This window comes from Sphingobium fuliginis, assembly GCF_004152845.1.
GTDB classification, from domain to species: domain Bacteria; phylum Pseudomonadota; class Alphaproteobacteria; order Sphingomonadales; family Sphingomonadaceae; genus Sphingobium; species Sphingobium fuliginis.
This window is the reverse complement of sequence record NZ_SEON01000012.1, coordinates 35899-53408: the sequence shown is the minus strand read 5'-3', so window position 1 is coordinate 53408 and position 17510 is coordinate 35899. Positions and strand designations below refer to the sequence as shown.

The 17510-nt window shown below is 63.6% G+C and carries 17 protein-coding genes and 1 tRNA gene; 8 read left to right on the top strand and 10 right to left on the bottom strand.

The window, feature by feature from the left end; all coding sequences use genetic code 11:
- The first annotated feature begins 100 nt into the window (after positions 1-100).
- Genes EWH10_RS20720 through EWH10_RS20690 form a run of 7 tightly spaced genes read left to right on the top strand, consistent with a single transcriptional unit; the run spans position 101 to position 7380 of the window.
- Positions 101-808, top strand: coding sequence for a carboxymuconolactone decarboxylase family protein (locus EWH10_RS20720; protein WP_044660530.1), 708 nt, complete (start codon positions 101-103; stop codon positions 806-808).
- 42 nt (positions 809-850) lie between these two features.
- The gene (locus tag EWH10_RS20715; RefSeq protein ID WP_007682879.1) at positions 851-1648 is read left to right on the top strand and encodes an enoyl-CoA hydratase/isomerase family protein; all 798 of its coding nucleotides are present in this window, start codon (positions 851-853) and stop codon (positions 1646-1648) included.
- Between the two features lie 3 nt (positions 1649-1651).
- Complete coding sequence (locus EWH10_RS20710) at positions 1652-1990, top strand: EthD family reductase (RefSeq protein WP_044660531.1); 339 nt, start codon at positions 1652-1654, stop codon at positions 1988-1990.
- Positions 1983-2777 (top strand): SDR family NAD(P)-dependent oxidoreductase, encoded by a 795-nt coding sequence (locus EWH10_RS20705; protein WP_044660532.1) that lies wholly within the window; start codon positions 1983-1985, stop codon positions 2775-2777. The genes EWH10_RS20710 and EWH10_RS20705 overlap by 8 nt, the downstream gene beginning before the upstream one ends.
- Positions 2755-4296 carry a class I adenylate-forming enzyme family protein gene (locus EWH10_RS20700; RefSeq protein ID WP_065846441.1) on the top strand — a complete coding sequence of 514 codons (1542 nt, stop codon included), beginning with the start codon at positions 2755-2757 and terminating at the stop codon, positions 4294-4296. Before EWH10_RS20705 ends, EWH10_RS20700 begins: the two co-directional genes overlap by 23 nt.
- A gap of 1 nt (position 4297) precedes the next feature.
- Complete coding sequence (locus EWH10_RS20695) at positions 4298-6367, top strand: 3-hydroxyacyl-CoA dehydrogenase NAD-binding domain-containing protein (RefSeq protein ID WP_065846440.1); 2070 nt, start codon at positions 4298-4300, stop codon at positions 6365-6367.
- Positions 6364-7380, top strand: coding sequence for an NADP-dependent oxidoreductase (locus EWH10_RS20690; protein WP_044660535.1), 1017 nt, complete (start codon positions 6364-6366; stop codon positions 7378-7380). Before EWH10_RS20695 ends, EWH10_RS20690 begins: the two co-directional genes overlap by 4 nt.
- 70 nt (positions 7381-7450) lie before the next feature.
- On the opposite strand, the gene EWH10_RS20685 is transcribed toward EWH10_RS20690, so the two are convergent.
- The 6 genes from EWH10_RS20685 to EWH10_RS20660 all read right to left on the bottom strand — a co-directional run bounded on the left by EWH10_RS20685 (position 7451) and on the right by EWH10_RS20660 (position 13553).
- Entirely contained in the window at positions 7451-8314 is an 864-nt protein-coding gene (locus EWH10_RS20685; protein WP_044660536.1) for an OmpA family protein, read from the bottom strand.
- A 732-nt stretch (positions 8315-9046) separates the two neighbouring features.
- On the bottom strand, positions 9047-10060 hold the full coding sequence (rtcA, locus tag EWH10_RS20680) for an RNA 3'-terminal phosphate cyclase (RefSeq protein WP_065846439.1): 1014 nt from the start codon (positions 10058-10060) through the stop codon (positions 9047-9049).
- Positions 10061-10532: 472 nt separating this feature from the next.
- Complete coding sequence (locus EWH10_RS20675; protein ID WP_274049158.1) at positions 10533-11129, bottom strand: RtcB family protein; 597 nt, start codon at positions 11127-11129, stop codon at positions 10533-10535.
- A complete protein-coding gene (locus EWH10_RS20670) occupies positions 11098-12162 on the bottom strand; it encodes an ATP-binding protein (RefSeq protein WP_207212595.1) in 1065 nt (354 codons plus the stop codon). Before EWH10_RS20670 ends, EWH10_RS20675 begins: the two co-directional genes overlap by 32 nt.
- A 13-nt stretch (positions 12163-12175) precedes the next feature.
- Positions 12176-13318, bottom strand: coding sequence for a tyrosine-type recombinase/integrase (locus tag EWH10_RS20665; RefSeq protein ID WP_065846446.1), 1143 nt, complete (start codon positions 13316-13318; stop codon positions 12176-12178).
- A 143-nt stretch (positions 13319-13461) separates the two neighbouring features.
- Positions 13462-13553: transfer RNA gene (locus tag EWH10_RS20660), tRNA-Ser, on the bottom strand.
- 231 nt (positions 13554-13784) lie between these two features.
- Between EWH10_RS20660 and EWH10_RS20655 the strand changes: the two genes are divergently transcribed.
- Positions 13785-14597: a DUF1134 domain-containing protein gene (locus EWH10_RS20655; RefSeq protein ID WP_044660476.1), complete on the top strand. Its 813-nt coding sequence runs from the start codon at positions 13785-13787 to the stop codon at positions 14595-14597.
- Positions 14598-14733: 136 nt separating this feature from the next.
- Here EWH10_RS20655 and dinB read toward each other — a convergent pair whose 3' ends face one another.
- Genes dinB through EWH10_RS20635 form a run of 4 tightly spaced genes read right to left on the bottom strand, consistent with a single transcriptional unit; the run spans position 14734 to position 17447 of the window.
- Positions 14734-15813, bottom strand: a complete 1080-nt coding sequence (gene dinB / locus EWH10_RS20650) for a DNA polymerase IV (protein ID WP_044660475.1) — start codon at positions 15811-15813, stop codon at positions 14734-14736.
- Positions 15814-15865: 52 nt separating this feature from the next.
- Positions 15866-16414: a hypothetical protein gene (locus EWH10_RS20645; RefSeq protein WP_044660474.1), complete on the bottom strand. Its 549-nt coding sequence runs from the start codon at positions 16412-16414 to the stop codon at positions 15866-15868.
- Positions 16411-16935: a YceD family protein gene (locus tag EWH10_RS20640; protein WP_044660473.1), complete on the bottom strand. Its 525-nt coding sequence runs from the start codon at positions 16933-16935 to the stop codon at positions 16411-16413. The genes EWH10_RS20645 and EWH10_RS20640 overlap by 4 nt, the downstream gene beginning before the upstream one ends.
- Positions 16932-17447, bottom strand: coding sequence for a ubiquinol-cytochrome C chaperone family protein (locus tag EWH10_RS20635; protein WP_044662835.1), 516 nt, complete (start codon positions 17445-17447; stop codon positions 16932-16934). The genes EWH10_RS20640 and EWH10_RS20635 overlap by 4 nt, the downstream gene beginning before the upstream one ends.
- Between the last annotated feature and the right edge of the window lie 63 nt (positions 17448-17510).

The following is a 17510-nucleotide window of genomic DNA, read 5'->3' as shown; positions in this document are numbered from 1 at the left end:
AGTAGTCGACCGACTGGTCGGCTGTCAAACTGGTCAGGGAAGAAATTTTTGGTTGACGCCCGACCAGTCGGTCGATCATCTGGACCGAGGAGAGCAAGCGATGACGAATAGCCCAATCATGGATGTCGCCCTGTTGCAGGGCTATGCGCCGTACACGCTTGCAGGATATGATATTTTCCGATCCGTGATCGAGTCGGACGGCGCGGTGCCGGCTCGCCTGAAAGCGCTGTTCGCGGCGGTGGCTGCCGTCGATCGCCGCCATCTGCCCCTTGCGCGCCGGGAACTGGAACGCGGCGTGAAGCTTGGCCTGACCGCCAAGGAGGCGACCGCAGGCCTTATCGTGCTGTCCAGCCTTCGCGGCGAGGCGGCGGCGCTCGATTTCGCGCAGCTCATCGAGGGCAGTTTTGGCGACGCCCAGGCGCCGGAGCCGCAACCCCTGCCCATGGCGGCGGAGGGAGAGGCGGAGGCCAATTTCCGGGCTTATTGGGCGGGGAGCATCCCCGCGCCGCTCGGCGCGTTGATGCGCCTCGTGCCCCAGGCTGCGGACGCCTATTATCTCATGCGGCGAGGCAGCATCGACGCCAACCCGCTCTCGCCCAAATATGGCGAACTGCTTCTGCTCGCCATATTGGCGGCGGGATACAGCCCCATGGCCGCGACCCATGTGCGCGGCGCGCGCAATGCAGGCGCGAGCGACGAGGAAATTGCCGAAGCGGTGCTCTGCGCCATTCCGTCGGCGGGGATCGCCGCCTGGATGGCCGTGGGCGGCATGCTTGCCCCGCCCGAAGAAGGCGGCATCGCCCGCTGAAAACGACCGATCTTTTCACATCTTTGCCAAGGAGAGAGTTACATGGAACCGGAAAAGGACGTCATCCAATATGAAGTGGCCGACAACGGCATCTGCACGATCTGGCTCAACCGTCCCCATGTGAAAAATTGCGTGAGCCCCCAGCTCCTGCGCGATCTTGAAGCGGCGGTGGACAAGGCGGCCGAGGACGATTCGGTGCTGGCCGTCGTGTTCCGCGGTCGCGGCCACACCTTCTGCGCCGGTGCGGATCTCGGGCAACTGGTGGGTCCGGTGCTGCACGAGACCAGCACCTCGCTTCAGCTCGCGATCGACTCCGCGCGCACCTATGACAAGATCTACAACATGAAAAAGCCGACCATCGCCTGCGTCGAGGGCTATGCCGTCGCCGGCGGGTTCGAACTCTTCATCTCCTGCGATTTCGGCATTGCCGCCGACGACGCCAAGATCGGCGACTTCCACATCCGCCGCGCCTTGTTCGGCGGCGCTGGCCCGATCTATCGCCTGCCGCGCTATATCGGCATGCGCAAGTCGAAGGAGCTGATGCTGACCGGCAAGCTCTTGTCCGGCAAGGAATGCGTCGAATGGGGCCTGTGCAACGCCTCGGCGCCCAGCGATCAGCTCGAGCAGTTGATCCAGGATTTCTGCGCGCCGCTGATCGACAAGAGCCCCTTCTGCATGTGGATGACCAAGATGGCGGTCAATCGCGGCATGGACGCCGACACCAACTCGCTCATCACGCTGGAGACGATGACCTGCAACGTGGTGCATCACTCCGCCGATGCGAAGGAAGGCGTCGCGGCCTTCCTCGAAAAGCGCCAGCCGGTCTGGACGGGCAAGTAAGCCATGGCGGTCAGCATGGTCGTCCTGGCCAGCCGGCCGCAGGACTGGACGCACGAGCAGTTCACCACCTGGTGGCGCGGCCCGCATGCCGACGCCGCCAGGATACTGCCCGGGCTGATAGCCTATCGGCACGGTGCGGTGACGAAGGATTATGACAATCCGCAAGCACCGGGCTGGGACGGCCACGCCGTGCTGACCTTCGCCGATCAGGCGGCGCTCGACGCCGCCTTCGCCTCGCCCGAATGGAAGGCGGCGACCGCCCAGACAAAGGGCATGGGCGGTCGCCGCATCATCCTCATCACCGATGAGGTCGATCTGCTTGCCGGAGACGATCATGGCTGACTGGAACCCCGGCTTCACCGCTGCCCAATTCCGCCTCGACGGCAAGCGCGCGCTCATAACCGGCGGACGCGGCGCGCTGGCCGAAGCCATGGCCGCAACGCTGGCGGACCTGGGCTGCGCCGTCGCCCTTGCGTCCCGCACGGAGGCCGACTGCGCCGATCTGGCGGCCGGCATAGCCGAGCGGTTCCGGGTTCCGGCTGTCGGCCTTTCCTGCAATATCGCCGACGAGGCGTCGGTGGAGGCGGCGGTCGCGGGAACGGTCGATCGGCTGGGCGGGCTCGACATCCTCATCAACAATGCAGGCGCCTCCTGGTGGGGTCTGCCGCAGGACATCCCGCTCAAGGGCTGGCAGAAGGTGATGGACGTCAATGTGACCGGCACCTTCCTCGCCTGCCGCCACGCCGCGCGCCACATGATCGCGGCGGGCGGCGGCGCCATCGTCAATATCGCGTCGGTAGGCGCATTCCTGTCCTATCAGCCGGACGCCGGGCAGGTCGTTCCCTATACCACCAGCAAGGCGGCAATCGTTCACCTGACCAGCGATCTCGCCGCCCAATGGGCCGGGCACAATATCCGCGTCAACGCCATCGCGCCCGGATCGATCGAGACGGGGATGACAGAGACGCTCGATCCCGCCATTCAGGAAAAGACGCGGGCAGGCATATTGATGCGCCGCTTCGGCCGCCCGGAAGAAGTGGCAGGCACGCTCGCCCTGCTGGCGTCGGACGCGGGCAGTTTCATCACCGGTCAGACCTTCCTGGTCGATGGAGGGCAATCCCTTGCCTGAAGAGCAAAGCCATCCGGCGTTCGAATGGGATGCCGAGCGGCTCTGGCCGCAATTCGCCCGCCTTGCCGACGCTGAACCGGACGCGCTTGCCCTGGCGGATTGCGATGATCGCCTGTGGAGCCGGGAGGAGTTGCGGGAGCAGGCGGTGGAGATCGCGGCTCTGCTGAAGGCGGTAGGGGTCGAGCCGGGCGACCGCGTCCTCGTCACCGCGCATAAAAGCCCTGCGACGATCGCGACGGCGCTTGCCATATCATCGCTGCAGGCGACCTTCTGCCCCGTATCGCCAAAGCTCGGAGCGGGCGACCTTGCCTCGCTCGAATCCTCGCTCGGCCATGCCGCCAAGGTGAGCGGCGCCGGCAGCGCCCCGCCCGATATTTTCGCTGCTATCGGCGGACGATCGAGCGACCCCCGCGATCGCGACACCGCGCTCATCGGCTTCACCTCCGGCAGCACCGGCGTCCCCAAGGGGGTGATGCATGGCCCCGAAGCCCTGAACTACGCGACCCGCGCCTGCGCGGCCATTGCGGGTCTGCAACCGGATGACGCGATCCTGGGCATCGTCCCGCTCGACAGTGCGCCCGGCTTCACCTTCACGGCGCATTTTGCGTTGTCTTTGGGGCATCCGCTGGTGCTGGTCGACCCTTGGGTGCCGGCCGAAGCGCTGCGGCGGGCCGAACGCTATGGATGCGGCTGGGCGATCGCGGTGCCGACGCATCTTTTCACGATGGTGGAGGCGGCGCGGCTTGGCGAATGGACCGGCCGCCTGCCGCTTCGCGCCATGGCGGTGGGCGGCAGCGCGATGACGCCGGAACTGATCGAGGACGCCGACCGGCTGCTCGGCCTCAAGGCGCTGCGCATGTTCGGCATGTCCGAATGCATGGGCCATGCCTCCACCCATCCGTCCCATTCGCTGGAGCGTCGTCAGCTGTTCGACGGCATCCCCTTTCCCGGCACGCAGGAGGAGGCGTTCGACGCCGATCTGCGTCCCCTGCCGCGCGGCAGCCGGGGGCAGGCAGGCGTGCGCGGCCCCTCGCTGTTCCTGGGCTATGCGCAGGGCATGGGGGCGGGGCAGGAGCGCATGACGCCCGACGGCTTCTACCTGACCGGCGACGAGATCGTCCGCGATCAGGACGGCTTCGTGCGCGTAGTCGGCCGCATCAAGGACCAGATCATTCGGGGCGGCTTCAACATCGATCCGGCCGAGGTGGAGGCAGCCCTGCTGCGCCATCCCGCCGTCGCTGAGGTGGCGGTGGTGGCCGTGCCCGAACGCAAGCTGGGCGAACAGGCCTGCGCCGTCTGCCGGCTGCGCACGGATGACGGGCGCATCGACCTGTCCGCCCTGCTCGACCACCTCTCCCAGCAGGGCCTGTCCCGCAAGAAATGGCCAGAGCATCTGGTGCTGGTCGAGGCGATGGCCGTCACCGCCACCGGCAAGCTCGACAAGAAGGCGATGGCCGCCATCGCCGTGGAGGAGGTCGCCCGCAGGCGCGCGGCGCCGCCCACCAGACAGGACGCATGACATGAAGCAGACCGCAACCAGCGTCGTCACCGACGGCGTCGCCCTGATCACGCTCGACAATCCGCCGGTTAACGCGCTCTCGGCGTCCCTCCGTCAGGGATTGCAGGCCAAACTGGAGCAGGCGTTCAGCGATGGGGCGGTTGGCGCCATCCTGTTGCTCTGCGCCGGACGGACCTTCATCGCCGGCGCGGACATCACCGAATTCGGCCAGCCCTGGCAGCCGCCGTCCTTGCCCGACCTTTGCGCCATGCTGGACGACGCGCCCAAGCCCGTCATCGCCGCCATTCATGGCACGGCGCTTGGGGGCGGGTTCGAACTGGCGCTCTCCTGCCACTATCGGGTGGCGGCGCGGAGCGCGAAGGTCGGCCTGCCGGAGGTGCATCTGGGCCTGCTTCCCGGCGCGGGCGGCACCCAGCGCGTGCCCCGGATCGTCGGTGCGGAGGCGGCGCTCGAAATCATCACGTCCGGGCGGCAGATCAAGGCTGCCGAAGCCCTTTCGCTCGGGCTGGTCGACGCCGTGGTCGATGATGCGGCCTTGCAGGACGAGGCGCTGGCCTTCGCGCGCCGCATCGTGGCCGATGGCGGTGCGAAGCCGCGAATATGCGATCGGGCCGACGCGCTCCAGCGCGACCGGGATCGCCCGGAGCTGTTCACCGCCTTTGCCGCCGCAAACGCACGCCGGTTCAAGGGGTTCGTCGCGCCCGCCGCCATCATCGAGGCTGTCGAGGCAGCAGTGACCCTTCCATTCGATGAGGGGCTGGCAAAGGAAACCGCCCTGTTCGAGCGGCTGGTCGCCAGCCCGGAATCCGCCGCCCAGCGCCATGTCTTCTTCGCGGAGCGGGAGGCGGCCCGCGTTCCCGACATCGGCCCCGACATATCCGCGATCGACATCCGATCGGTGGGCGTCATCGGCGCGGGCACGATGGGCGGCGGCATCACGATGAACTTCCTGAATGCCGGCATCCCCGTTACGCTGGTGGAGACGAGCCAGGAGGCGTTGGATCGCGGCATCGCCACCATCCGCCGCAACTATGAGGCTACGGCCGCCAAGGGAAGGATGACGGCGGCGCAGGTGGAGCAGCGCATGGGCCTGATTTCGCCCAGCCTCGACCTCGCCGCGCTCGCCGACGCCGATCTCATCATCGAAGCCGTCTACGAGAGCATGGACGTCAAGACGGACATTTTCGCCCGGCTTGACCGGATCGCCAGACAGGGGGCGATCCTGGCGTCCAATACCTCTTTCCTCGACCTTGATCGCATCGCGGCGGCGACCAGCCGGCCCGAATGGGTCATCGGCCTCCACTTCTTCTCGCCGGCCAATGTCATGCGCCTGCTGGAGGTGGTGCGAGGGGCGGAGACGGCGAAGCCGGTGGTCGCCACGGCGATGCGGCTGGCCAAGCGGATCGGCAAGGTGGCGGTGCTGAGCGGCGTGTGCGACGGCTTCATCGCCAACAGGCTGCTGGCTCCGCGTGGCGCGCAGGCCGAAGCGATGATGCTGGAAGGCACGCCGATCGCGGAGATCGACCGCGTGCTTGTCGACTACGGCTTTGCCATGGGCCATTTCCAGATGATGGATCTGGTGGGCCTGGACGTCATCGGCCGGAACGCGACGGAACGCACCGTGATGGGCGATCTTGTCGCCGCCGGACGGCTGGGCCAGAAGCGCGGCGCGGGTTATTATGACTATGATGAGAAGCGGCGCTCGCGTCCGTCGGACGTGACTGGCAGCCTGATAAGCGAGGTGGCCGCGGCGCGAGGCGTCGCCCATGCGCCCACATCGGGCGACGAGGCGCTGCTTGCGCGGCTGCTCTATCCGGTCGTCAACGAAGGGGCGAAGATCCTGGAGGAAGGCATCGCGCTGCGCGCCTCCGACATCGATATAGCCGCCGTGCTGGGCTATAACTGGCCAGTCTATCGCGGCGGACCGCTATTCTGGGCCGATCAGGTCGGGTTGGACGGGATCGTGGCGGACATGCGCCGGCTGGCGGCGGTGCATGGCGAAACCTTCCGCCCCGCGCCGCTGCTCGTGCGGCTGGCAGAGACGGGGCGGCGGTTCGGCGACAGGGCGTGACCCTCAACCGCTCCTGGGTGCTTGCGCACAGGCCCGAAGGCGCGGTGCGCGCCAGCGACTTCGCCTATCGGGAGGAGCCGTTCGATACGCCCGCGCTGCAGGAGGGCGACATTCTCGTCCGCACGCGGATCATCTCCTGCGCGCCGACGATCCGCAACTGGCTGAACCCGCCCGAACGCAGCTATCGCGGCGCGATCGGCATCGGCGACCCGGTTCGGGGCATGGCGGCGGTCGAAATATTGGCGTCTCGTCATGCACGGTTTGAACCCGGGCAATGGGCTACGGCTGTGGCGCCCTGGCAGGACTATGCTGTTCTGCAGCCGGATAAGGCGGCCGTGCCCGTCACCACCCTAGAGACCGGCATCGATCCGGTCGACGCCATGACGCTGTACTCGCCCAACAGCCTGACCGCCTATTTCGGCCTCTTCGCGGTGGGGGAGCCGAAACCCGGCATGACCGTGCTCGTGTCCGGTGCGGCGGGATCGGTCGGTGCGATGGTGTGCCAGATGGCCCGCATCGCGGGCTGCCGGGTCATCGCGGTGGCGGGCGGTCCCGACAAATGTCGTTGGCTGAAGGAAGAAGGCGGTGCGGATGTGGCGATCGACTATCGCTCGGCCGACCTTCCTGCGGCTTTGAAGGAGGCCAGTCCCGACGGCATCAACATCTTTTTCGACAATGTGGGCGGGGACATATTGCAGGCGGCCGTCGACCGGATGGCGCCCCATGGCCGCATCGTGCTTTGCGGACAGTTGGCCGCCTATGATTCGAATAGCCCCGCCGCCGGCCCCCGGGATATGATGAAGCTGGTCTATGGACGGATTCGGATGCAGGGCTTTGTCGTCGGGGACTATGCCGACGATTATGCGTCCGCGATCGCATCGATACGACAGTGGGAAGCTGAAGGGCGGCTGCGCAATCGCTATGATGTGCGGGACGGGTTCGAGCGCATACCCGACGCCTTTGTCGACATTTTCAACGGGCGCAACGCCGGAACGCTGATCGTCCGGATCTAGATCTTCGCGCTTCGCGAGAGACATGGCCACATTCGAAAATCCGGGGTGGGCGGAACCCACCCCGCGCATCTCACAGTCCGTCAAGGCCCTTGCTGACTAGGATATTCACCGCGACCCGGCGGTTCTGCGCCTTGCCTTCGATGGTGTCGTTGCTCGCCACAGGGTCCGCTTCGGACATGCCGGTGGGCGTCAGCATGCGATAGGGTTTCCACCCGCACGCCTGCTGAAGATAATTGACGACGCGGCCGGCCCGCTTCTCGCTAAGCTCCTGGTTGAAATCCTCGTCTCCCGTGGAATCGGTGTAACCGACCACGAGCAGCAGGGCGTTGCTCATTCCCTCGGCAGTCGCCGCCGTGGCGCAGAGATCGTTCTTCGCCTGAGACGACAGCACCGCCTTGCCGGTGTCGAAATTCACGTTGGTCGTGCTTTTCACATTATATTGGTCGATCTCACCCATGCGGCCGCGCAGCGCCTCGGTCGCGGCAGTCTGTTCGTCGAAGCGCTGGGCCGTGCCATTGTGGATCATGGACGCGGTTTTCAGATCCTTGTTCTGGAGATTGATATGGCTGGCCACGAGCCCGCCGCCCGACTGCAACGTCTTGACGGTGACCGGCAGGCCGTTCAGCAGCGAGGTTGCGGCAAGTTTGCTGCGGTTAAGGCCGAAAAAGCCCTTGCTGGCGGTAATCCGGGTGGCATCGTCGATGGCGACGACGGATTTGGTGCCGTCTGCCGCCGTGACCTGCATCTTGTCGCCGCTGCGCGCGGAAATGATGCCCTTTATCTCTGGGCCTTCCGACTTTTCGGCGGGCAGATAAGCGGTCGCAGAGACATCGGCCGACGGTGGGTCCTGCGTCTGCGCAGCCAGGCTGGCCGATGCCCCGGACAGCAGGGCAAGCAACAAGAGACATTTGGGGCTTCTGGAAATCACACTCATCACGCTACTCCTCCAAGCTTCGATAGTCGGGCCTGCAATGCCGCAGCTTTTCGTCCGACTGCCGTCTGCGTGATGGCGTATTCGGCTGTCAGAACCCCCTCCATTGTCCTTCCTAAGATGTGCGGCATGACGCCGCGCAGCTTCTGCCTGTTGAGAATGACCTTTCTGGTACATGAACAGGCTGGATCAGTCAGCTAGTTGAAGAGGCAATTGGAGCACATCCTGCGACGAACCGAAATCAATGGATGCCGCGCGGAAGAGCATTGCTGAAGTAGATATAGGGAATAGAGTGCTGAGTTCAGTTCTTCATCAATAGACGTTCGGCCAAACCGAAATCTGGACTGATTTCAAAGGCTAAATCTTGCAGTCAGGATTTTATCTTTTGGAAACACTGATTTGCACTCCGCTGGGATGAATGTCGCCGGGAATGATCAGGCTGCCCGGTGACGCACCTTGTCTTGATACCATCAATGTGAGGAAAAGGTGGCGGAGACGGAGGGATTATTATCTATATCGTAAGTAATTGATATAGAATCTAATTTATTGTCCAAATCCTATCTTACCAATCCGTTTCCCACATTCCTGTGAAGAACAGCTTCAATCGACATCTATACTTATAAGAAAAAGACACTGACATGTCCACCGTAACCTGCACATATCCCCAGGCGTCTGGTTCATATTTTTTCTTCAGAATCACGCTATGGCTGGCACATTATTGGGTGTGCGTCAGACCTATCTGATCTCCATCAGGTGCGACCCGTCCCCCGCCGGTTCGAAAGCGCACCGGCGCTCAAGAAACAGCGCAATCACGTCACTGGCTGTCAAGCTATGCTGGCTCGGCTTGACGGTCGTAAACCTTCCGTCACCTGCGAGCGCAAAAGGCAGCAGGAGTTGGTCTGCCAAATAGGGGCCTGCAAAGGCCCTCGATTCGAGGAAACCGAGCATCCGGCCTACCGCCCGCTTCGCCACACGTTCAGCTGGTACACCCAGTTCCCCGAAACCGCTGACGATCTCGGTGCCATGTTCGAAGCGAGCCTCGAGCAACAGGATATTGCCCGGCCCCTGGTCCTCCGGCAGTTCCCGCACGAAGCATTCCCGATCATTCCATCCAAGTCCCCGCTGCGCCGCCTTGATTTCCCGCTCGGCAATATCGAACGGCAATCCCGCGAAATAGGCGCAAGCGCTTCGATCCAGCAGTTGCCCCCGCTCGATGCAATCGACGGGAGCAAGCGGGGCCGGGGCGATATCGATCTCAATCCGGCCGCCACCGCGCGGGTAGAAGCCATGGCGGACAAGCTTTGCCTCGACGCGCGGTCCCATGCGGTTGATGACCGGCAGGAAGACCTTACTGATGAAATCGAACGGCGGAGCCAGCATGTTGTGCGTGCCGCCTTCCAACACCAAGCGTGAAGGCCTGCCGGCGAGAATCAGGGGCATGAGAACGGTCTGCAGGACGAGACCCGTGGAACCGGCCGTCCCCACCGCAAAATGATAGTCTCCCGGAATCACGCGCCCCGGCCGGAAGGTCAGTTCGGACGATCCGACGCTCAATCCTTCACAACTGGCGTTGCCAATGGCGCAAGCCGCTTCGATAGCCGTCACATGCTGGCGCATCAGGCCAGGCTTGGAGCGACGGGCACGGACATTGGTGATGCGGACAGGTTCTCCAGTGACGAGCGAAAGCGCGCACGAATTGCGAACGACCTGCCCTCCGCCTTCTCCCTCCGATCCATCGATGGTGATCATTTCAGTTCGATCCAATAAGTCTGTTTCGGTTCAGCAACAAAAACATGGTCCGTCCAGCAGTCGGCCATTAACGTGCCAACCTCCAGTCCACATCCACGGCATTGCTGATTGGGTCCACTGTGCCCGCTGGGACCACAGCATCCATTGAGACGGCAGGCGTCGTCCACATCTTTCACCCGACCAGCGACATCGATCGGGTTGAGCCAATATTGCGGCACGAACTGTAACGGTGGCCTATTGCCGGGATCGTCGCTCGACACCATCGGTTCTACCGAGAGAATCGCGCTTCCCGGCTCTGTAAGTGGCTTGCACTCATAGCCTGACCACACGCGGCCAGCCGGATATCCGGCCGACAATATGTCGATGGGCCCCGACAAAGAGACATGGCATTGGGCGCAGAATAGCTGCTGTGGCACGACTGACCCTTCTGGAATAGTTCTCACGGAGAAGGGTAGGCGATCATTGCCTAACCTTACCCCTTCACGCACACGACCTGTTTCAACGCATGGACGATCTCCACCAGATCGGCCTGCGCGGCCATCACGGCTTCGATCGGCTTGTAGGCCCTGGGCGTTTCGTCGATGACGCTCTCGTCCTTGCGGCATTCGACGCCCGCCGTGTCGGCGATATGCTCGTCGAGCGAGACCAGCTTCTTGGCCTGGGTGCGGGACATCACGCGCCCTGCGCCATGGCTGCAGCTCTCGAACGATTCCACATTGCCCAGACCGCGCACGATGAAAGACTTCGCACCCATCGAACCCGGGATGATGCCCATCGTGCCCTTCGCTGCGCGCACCGCGCCCTTGCGGGTCACGAGCACATTCTGGCCGAAATGGTTCTCACGGCGAACATAGTTGTGATGGCAGTTCACCGCCTCCAGTTCGGCATCGAATGGCTTGGCGATCTGGCCACGCAGCGCCCGGATCACATTGGTCATCATCATCCGGCGGTTCAGCGCCGCGAAGTCCTGCGCCCACTCGACCGCCTCGACATAGTCGTCGAAATGGTCGGTCCCTTCCGGGAAGTAGGCCAGATCCTCATCGGGCAGGTTGATGAACCACTTGCGCATGTCCTGCTTGGCCAGTTCGATGAAGAACGTACCGATTGCATTGCCCGCGCGGATCGAGCTCCGGGTGCACGGCAACAATCTTACTGTCGCCCTTGTCCTGTGACAGCTGGAGAATTTGCACTTGCTCCTTTTCTAACTCAGCGATTGCCAAAGGATTATGCGTAGTGATCAGAATGTGGCTGTTCTCCCGGTCACCGTCATTTTGTCCGGCGAACTTGCGGAGATAGCTGAGGTAATCCAATGCCCAGCGCGGGTTGAGGTGCGTGTCAGGTTCGTCAAGCAAGAACAAGCTTTCACTTTCGGCCGTGAACCTCAGTAAGCCGAGCACGGTCAAAAGCTGCTGTTCACCTTCGCTCAACTCCCGGAATGTCACAGTGCCATCGTTTTTCTTGAGGCGCACGCGGATGCGCACTTCGTCGATAAGCTGTGAGACGTGGGTGCTTTCCATATCCCGGAAGAACTCAGCCGGACGTTGAGCGCCAACGAGATCACGCAAGGATACAATGTCCTTGATATAGAGATATTTAAATTCAAGTTGCTTACTGTTCCACAAGGAAACAGGGACGTTCCGACTCGTTACAATCGGGGCCAATGCGATATCTTGCAGCCGGCTCAAGAAATCCGCGACGATGCCTTTTGCATTCCAAAATCGCGGATCGCCCTCTTTGGACGTCCAAGGTGGCTGATGAAGGACAAACAGGACCGACTCTATGCCTTCGTCTGGATCAACGCCGAGGTGGACGTAGCCGGTGTCCTTCAGGGCCTCCGACCCTTCAAGCACGACAAATTCTCCATCCTCTTCGACCGCTTCCGCGCTGACGCCAGAGCGGTGACGGATTTCGAAGGTGACTTCGCCTGCTGTGCGTTGCGCCACTGGCGTGGCCGTCTGCGTATTTGCCCACGCGAAGCAGCCAGAAAAGCCTGCCTTAAGCCATGGGTTCGCATTGTCGATTGTTGCGATGAGCATTACGATCCAGAAGGCACCGAAGCAGTAACCTAGTCGTTCATTTAAAGAAGCGGTGCCGTTCTTCATGCGGCAAGATGAGTCAGCTACCGATGAACTTTGCCCAGTCTGTCATGAGGCTGCGGCGCTTCTCGAGGAGATTACCTCGGCGATATGCCGCCTCAGTCTTGTCCTTGACGACATGCGCCAGCGCCGCTTCGGCAATTTCGCCCTGATATTCGGTTTCCTCACTGACCCAGTCTCGGAACGCCGATCGAAACCCATGGGCGGTGTAAGGCTCTTTCATTTCCTTGATAAGCTTGGTCAGCGTCATGTCGGACATCGGCTGGTTGCCCCGCATGCCCGGAAATATCAGGGGACAGTCACTGATACGCAGTTCGACACACCGCTCGACGATGCGGATAGCGCGCGGGCTAAGTGGAACCACATGCTCCCGATGGGCTTTCATTCTTTCCTTGGGAATGGTCCAGAGCTTTTCCTCCAGATCGATCTCATCCCAGTTCGCCCCTCGCACCTCGCCAGAACGGGCAGCCGTAAAGATTGCAAATTCCAGCGCCAGACGACTGAATGATTCACGCTCCCGGAGCTTGAGGACGAACCGAGGTACCTTGGAGTAAGGCATGGCAGCGAAATGCCCGTCCTTCTTGGGCTGCTTGGGCAAGCCCTTTGTGATCGCCCGCATGGGAGCCTCGCTCTCCCGATAACCCGACGCATAGGCCCAATCGAGAACAGTGCCGATCCGCTGCCTTACGCGTCGGGCCGTCTCTGGCTTCGTCAGCCAGATTTCGGCAAGGGCGTTGCGGATCATGGGTCCTGTGATCTCGCTGACCCGTACATCGCCAATGTGCGGAAAGGCATAGGCTTTGAGGGTCTGGAGCCACTGGGCCTCATGCTTCTCGTTCCGCCATGTCTTGCGATGAGCGGTCAGAACCTTTGCGGTAGCTTCCTTAAAGGTCGGCACCCCTTGCGCCTTGCGACGCTCGAACAGCGGATCGAGGCCCATCTCCATCCATGTCCGGATTTGTCGTGCACGTTCCCGCGCCTGCGCCAGCGATATTTTCGAAGCACTGCCCAGCCCGAAATCGCGGCGGTTGCCGTTCTTCTGCACGCGGCAGACCCAGCTTTTCGTTCCACCGGGCTGCACGAGCAGGAAGAGACCATCGCCGTCACCCAGTCGACCGGGTCGCGTTGCGGCTTTGACAGCCGTTGCCGAGAGCTTTCCCATGCTCAAAATCTCCCACAAATCTTACCACAAATCCAATCGGTTGCCGATGGAAGGCGGTGGATCGCAGGAGACTCGAATCACCCTGAAAGCCGCAGAAATGCGGGACTTTCAGCGATTGGCCCGGTTGTGAGAGGATGGAAAGGTGGCGGAGACGGAGGGATTCGAACCCTCGGTAGCCCCTTAAGGCTACGACGGTTTAGCAAACCGCTGGTTTCAGCCACTCACCCACGTCTCCGCACGAATTTGCCCACCGGATGAGGTGAGCAGTGGCTAGATGTCGGCCTATAGCGGCGGGTTTCATGCATGGCAACGGTCCGCAGCGGAGAAAAATCACCCGAATTCCGAAAAAGCGGATTCGGACTGGCGCGGAATCGACTCGGGTCGCCGTTCGTTCATTGTCGTTTCAGCTTGTTCCCCGATAATCTGAAATATGGTTGAAGAGCGGGTTCTTTGGGGAGTAGCGGGCATGATCGGGATTTTGCGGCGGTTTTCGGGCCGCGCTGCACGGGCGGGCGCTTTGGCGGCCGCGCTGGGCGGCATCACGCTGGCGCCGGTCGCACAGGCGCAGGTGCGCACCGTCGACCCCAATAGCGCCATCGATTCCGATCTGGCCCCCGTGCCGCAGCAGGGCGGCAGCACGCCCACCGATCCCGGTGTGGACCCCAATGCGCAGCCGGGGAGCAGCGCGCCCGCCGACAGCGGCGCACCCTATAATCCGCCGCCGGTCAGTTCGGGCGCGACCGCAACTGGCGCGCCGGTGACGGCCAATTCTCCGCCGGCGGCGATCTCCCCCAGCGATTCCTACCAGGAAGACGATCTGATCGGCGCGGCCGAAGGGGTGTTCGGCAAGGGGGCGGAAGGTCTGGCCGGGATCATCGAGAAGATCCTGAAGGACCAGGGCCGCCCCAATGCCTATATCGCCGGGCGCGAAGCGTCGGGCGCGTTCGTCGTCGGCCTGCGCTATGGGTCCGGCACCCTCAATCACAAGGTAGAGGGCAAGCGGGAGGTATATTGGACCGGCCCGTCCATCGGCTTCGACGTGGGCGGCAACGCGGCGAACACCTTCGTGCTCGTCTATAATCTCTATGACACGCAGGACCTTTACCATCGCTTCCCGGCGGCGGAGGGCACCGCCTATCTGGTAGGCGGCTTCACCGCCAGCTACCTGCGTTGGGGCAGCGTGGTGCTGATCCCGATCCGGTTGGGCGTCGGCTATCGGCTGGGGGTCAATGCCGGTTACATGAAGTTCACCGAGAAGCGGAACTGGCTGCCCTTCTGACGGCCCGGGGACAAGTGCTGGTTTTACGAAGCCAGCCGTGACCTTCTCCCCTTTCTCCTCCACCACCGCCTTGGGCGGCGGTCCCATTCCCCATCTTTCGATAAGGAGGATTTGGGGGATTCGCTCCTGCCGCCCTCTAAAGGGAGAGGTTGAGCTGCTCGCCGGCCTCTTCCGGCTCCTCATGATCCAGATTGTGCACGCCCAGCCCGAGCAGCCTGGCCCCCATGCGCAGCGGCAACTGGGCCCGCAGCAGCGCCCGGCCCGTCTGCGCCAACAGGTCGGGGGAGCGCACCGGTCCGCCGAAGCTTTTCGACCGGGTGATGATCCTGAAGTCCGCGAACTTGACCTTGAGCACCACCGTCCGGCCATAGGCGCCGCTCTTTTCGATGCGGCCCCAGAGATTTTCCGCGATCCGGTCCAGTTCCGTGATCAGCGCTTCCTCCGTCACCAGATCGTCGAAGAAGGTATCTTCGACGCTTACGGATTTGCGTTCCTGCCGCTCATGCACCGGGCGGTCGTCCTGGCCCCGCGATGCGCGATAGTAGAATAGCGCCGCGCTGCCGAAATGATGCTGGAGAAAGGCAAGGTCGCGGGCGCGCAGATCGGCGCCCGTCTCAATGCCTAAGGCCTGCATCCGCTTCGCCGTGACCGGCCCCACGCCATGGATGCGCCGCACCGGCATCTTCGCGATGAAGGCCGCGCCGTCCTCCGGCCGTACGACGCAGATGCCATCGGGCTTGTTCTGGTCCGACGCCAACTTGGCGATCAGCTTGTTGTACGACACCCCAGCCGACGCGGTGAGCCCGGTTTCCTCCCGGATCAGGCGGCGGATTTCCTCCGCTATGCGCGTGGCGGAGGCGATGCCCGGCTTGTTCGACGTGACGTCGAGATAGGCTTCGTCCAGCGACAGCGGCTGGATGATGTCGGTGAAGCGCGAGAATATCTCCCGCACCTGCGCCGACACGCTGCGATAGACCTCGAAACGGGGACGGACGAACAGCAGGTCGGGGCAGAGCCGCCGCGCCCGCGCGCCCGGCATGGCGGAGCGGACGCCATATTTCCGCGCTTCATAGCTGGCCGTGGCGACCACCCCGCGCGGACCGCCGCCGCCAACGGCCAGCGCCTTGCCCCGCAACGAGGGATCGTCGCGCTGCTCGACCGACGCGTAAAAGGCATCCATGTCGATATGGATGATCTTGCGCGGCGGGGTCTCCATGGCTCGCGCTTATGCCACAGGGCAGAACGGAAGGAAAAGGGGAGGGCGCGCTTCAGCGCCGCAACAGGCGCAGATTGTCGAGCAGCCATTCCAGATGCGCGCGGCTGATCCGGCTCCACACATTATAGGTGCAGCGCTGGCCGCCGACGCGCAGATAAGCGAGGGAATGCAGGCCTTTGCCGCCCGGATTGGCGGCAGGATAGCGCTGCGCGCCTTCCTGCCCATAGCCGGCAAAGGATGGGGCGGGCAGGCGCGCCAGTTCGCGCATATAGGGCCATTGTTCGGTCAGCCTGCGCCGCTGTATCCGCGCATCGGCCCGGTCGTCCGGCAGCAGGCCGGTTCCGGCAAAGCCATAGGCGCTGCGCAGCCCGGGAAGGTCGAAGGCAACGCCCCAGCCGCCGCCGAAGCTGGCGGCGCGCGGCGTCCCCTCCGGAATGCCGGGCCGGGCGAGCGCGAGCGGCGCGCAGGACTGGCGGTTCTCCGCCTTGGCCCATTCAGTGCGGGCGCGCCGTTCCCCGATCAGCGTCGTGGTTTCGGCCGAAAAAGCCGGCATGGCGCCGGACAGCAGGGCCGCCGCCAGCGCCGCCAGCGCCAGCCTCATTTCCTGTCCTTGAGCGACAGCAGCGCGGCGAAGGGGCTGGCCTGCTCCTCGCTCAGCACGCCCGCTTCACGCAGGACTCCGTCGGCTTCCGGAGAGCGCGGATAGGGCGTCATCGCGAGCGCCACCGTTTCGGCCACCGCCTCGCCCATGTCGATGGTGAGGCCGTCGAAACCGATGGTGTCGCAATCCTCGGCGTCCAGCTCCAGTTCGTCGCCTTCGGGCGTCTCTTCCCCCTCCCTGACGAAGCGGAGCAGGAAATCGGTGTCCAGCTTTTCGGGCACCGCGACCCCTGTCGCGACACAGGGCTGGGCTAGGTCCGCGCGCACCCGCCCCCTGGCATAGATCGCGCCATTGTCCTCGTTCAGCGCGTAATCCGCCTCCAGCCTATCGAGCGCGAGCAGGTTGAAGCGCTTCGCCAGTGCCTCCCGCTCCGCGGCGTCGGCGGTGATGGTCACCGGCTGGGCATGACGGGCAAGCTGGTCGATTCGGACGGGCCGGGAGAATTCGGGGGCAGCGCTCATCCAAGGTCTCCCGCCATCAGCGCGTCGCGGCTGAGGCAGCCCAGCCTCACCCAGCGCGCGCGCAGATGCGATTCGACATGCGCCAGCGCGTCTGCCGACGGCGCATCGCCGCGATAGAGGTTGCGCGCAATCGCTTCGCTCAGGTCCGCCTCGCCCGACAGCGCCGCGCGATAGGCCGCCAGCCGCCCGCCCAGCGCGCTCACCATGCGGCCGATATGCTTGCCGACGACGACGTCGCCAATCCCCTCCTGCCGCAACTGGCCGTCCATGTCGTCCACGAACAGTTCGGTCAGCCAGACGCTCTCCTGCGCGGCGCCCAGCGCCTCCAGCCGCATCAGGGCCTGGGCGAGGATGGCGACGATCATGTCGAAGCGGCCGTCCATCGTGTCGGGAACCTGCCCCTCGACATACCAATGGGGCTGGCGTCCCTCCGCGACGATGGCGTTGTAGAGGGTGCGCATCGCGTCCCTGGGATCGCTCGGCGCGAACAGACGCTGGAAGATGCTGGGCATGAGTTTGACTGTTTCCTGGCTGGACCGATCGGCGGCCCCTTGCCGAGGCTCGCGCATTTCCAT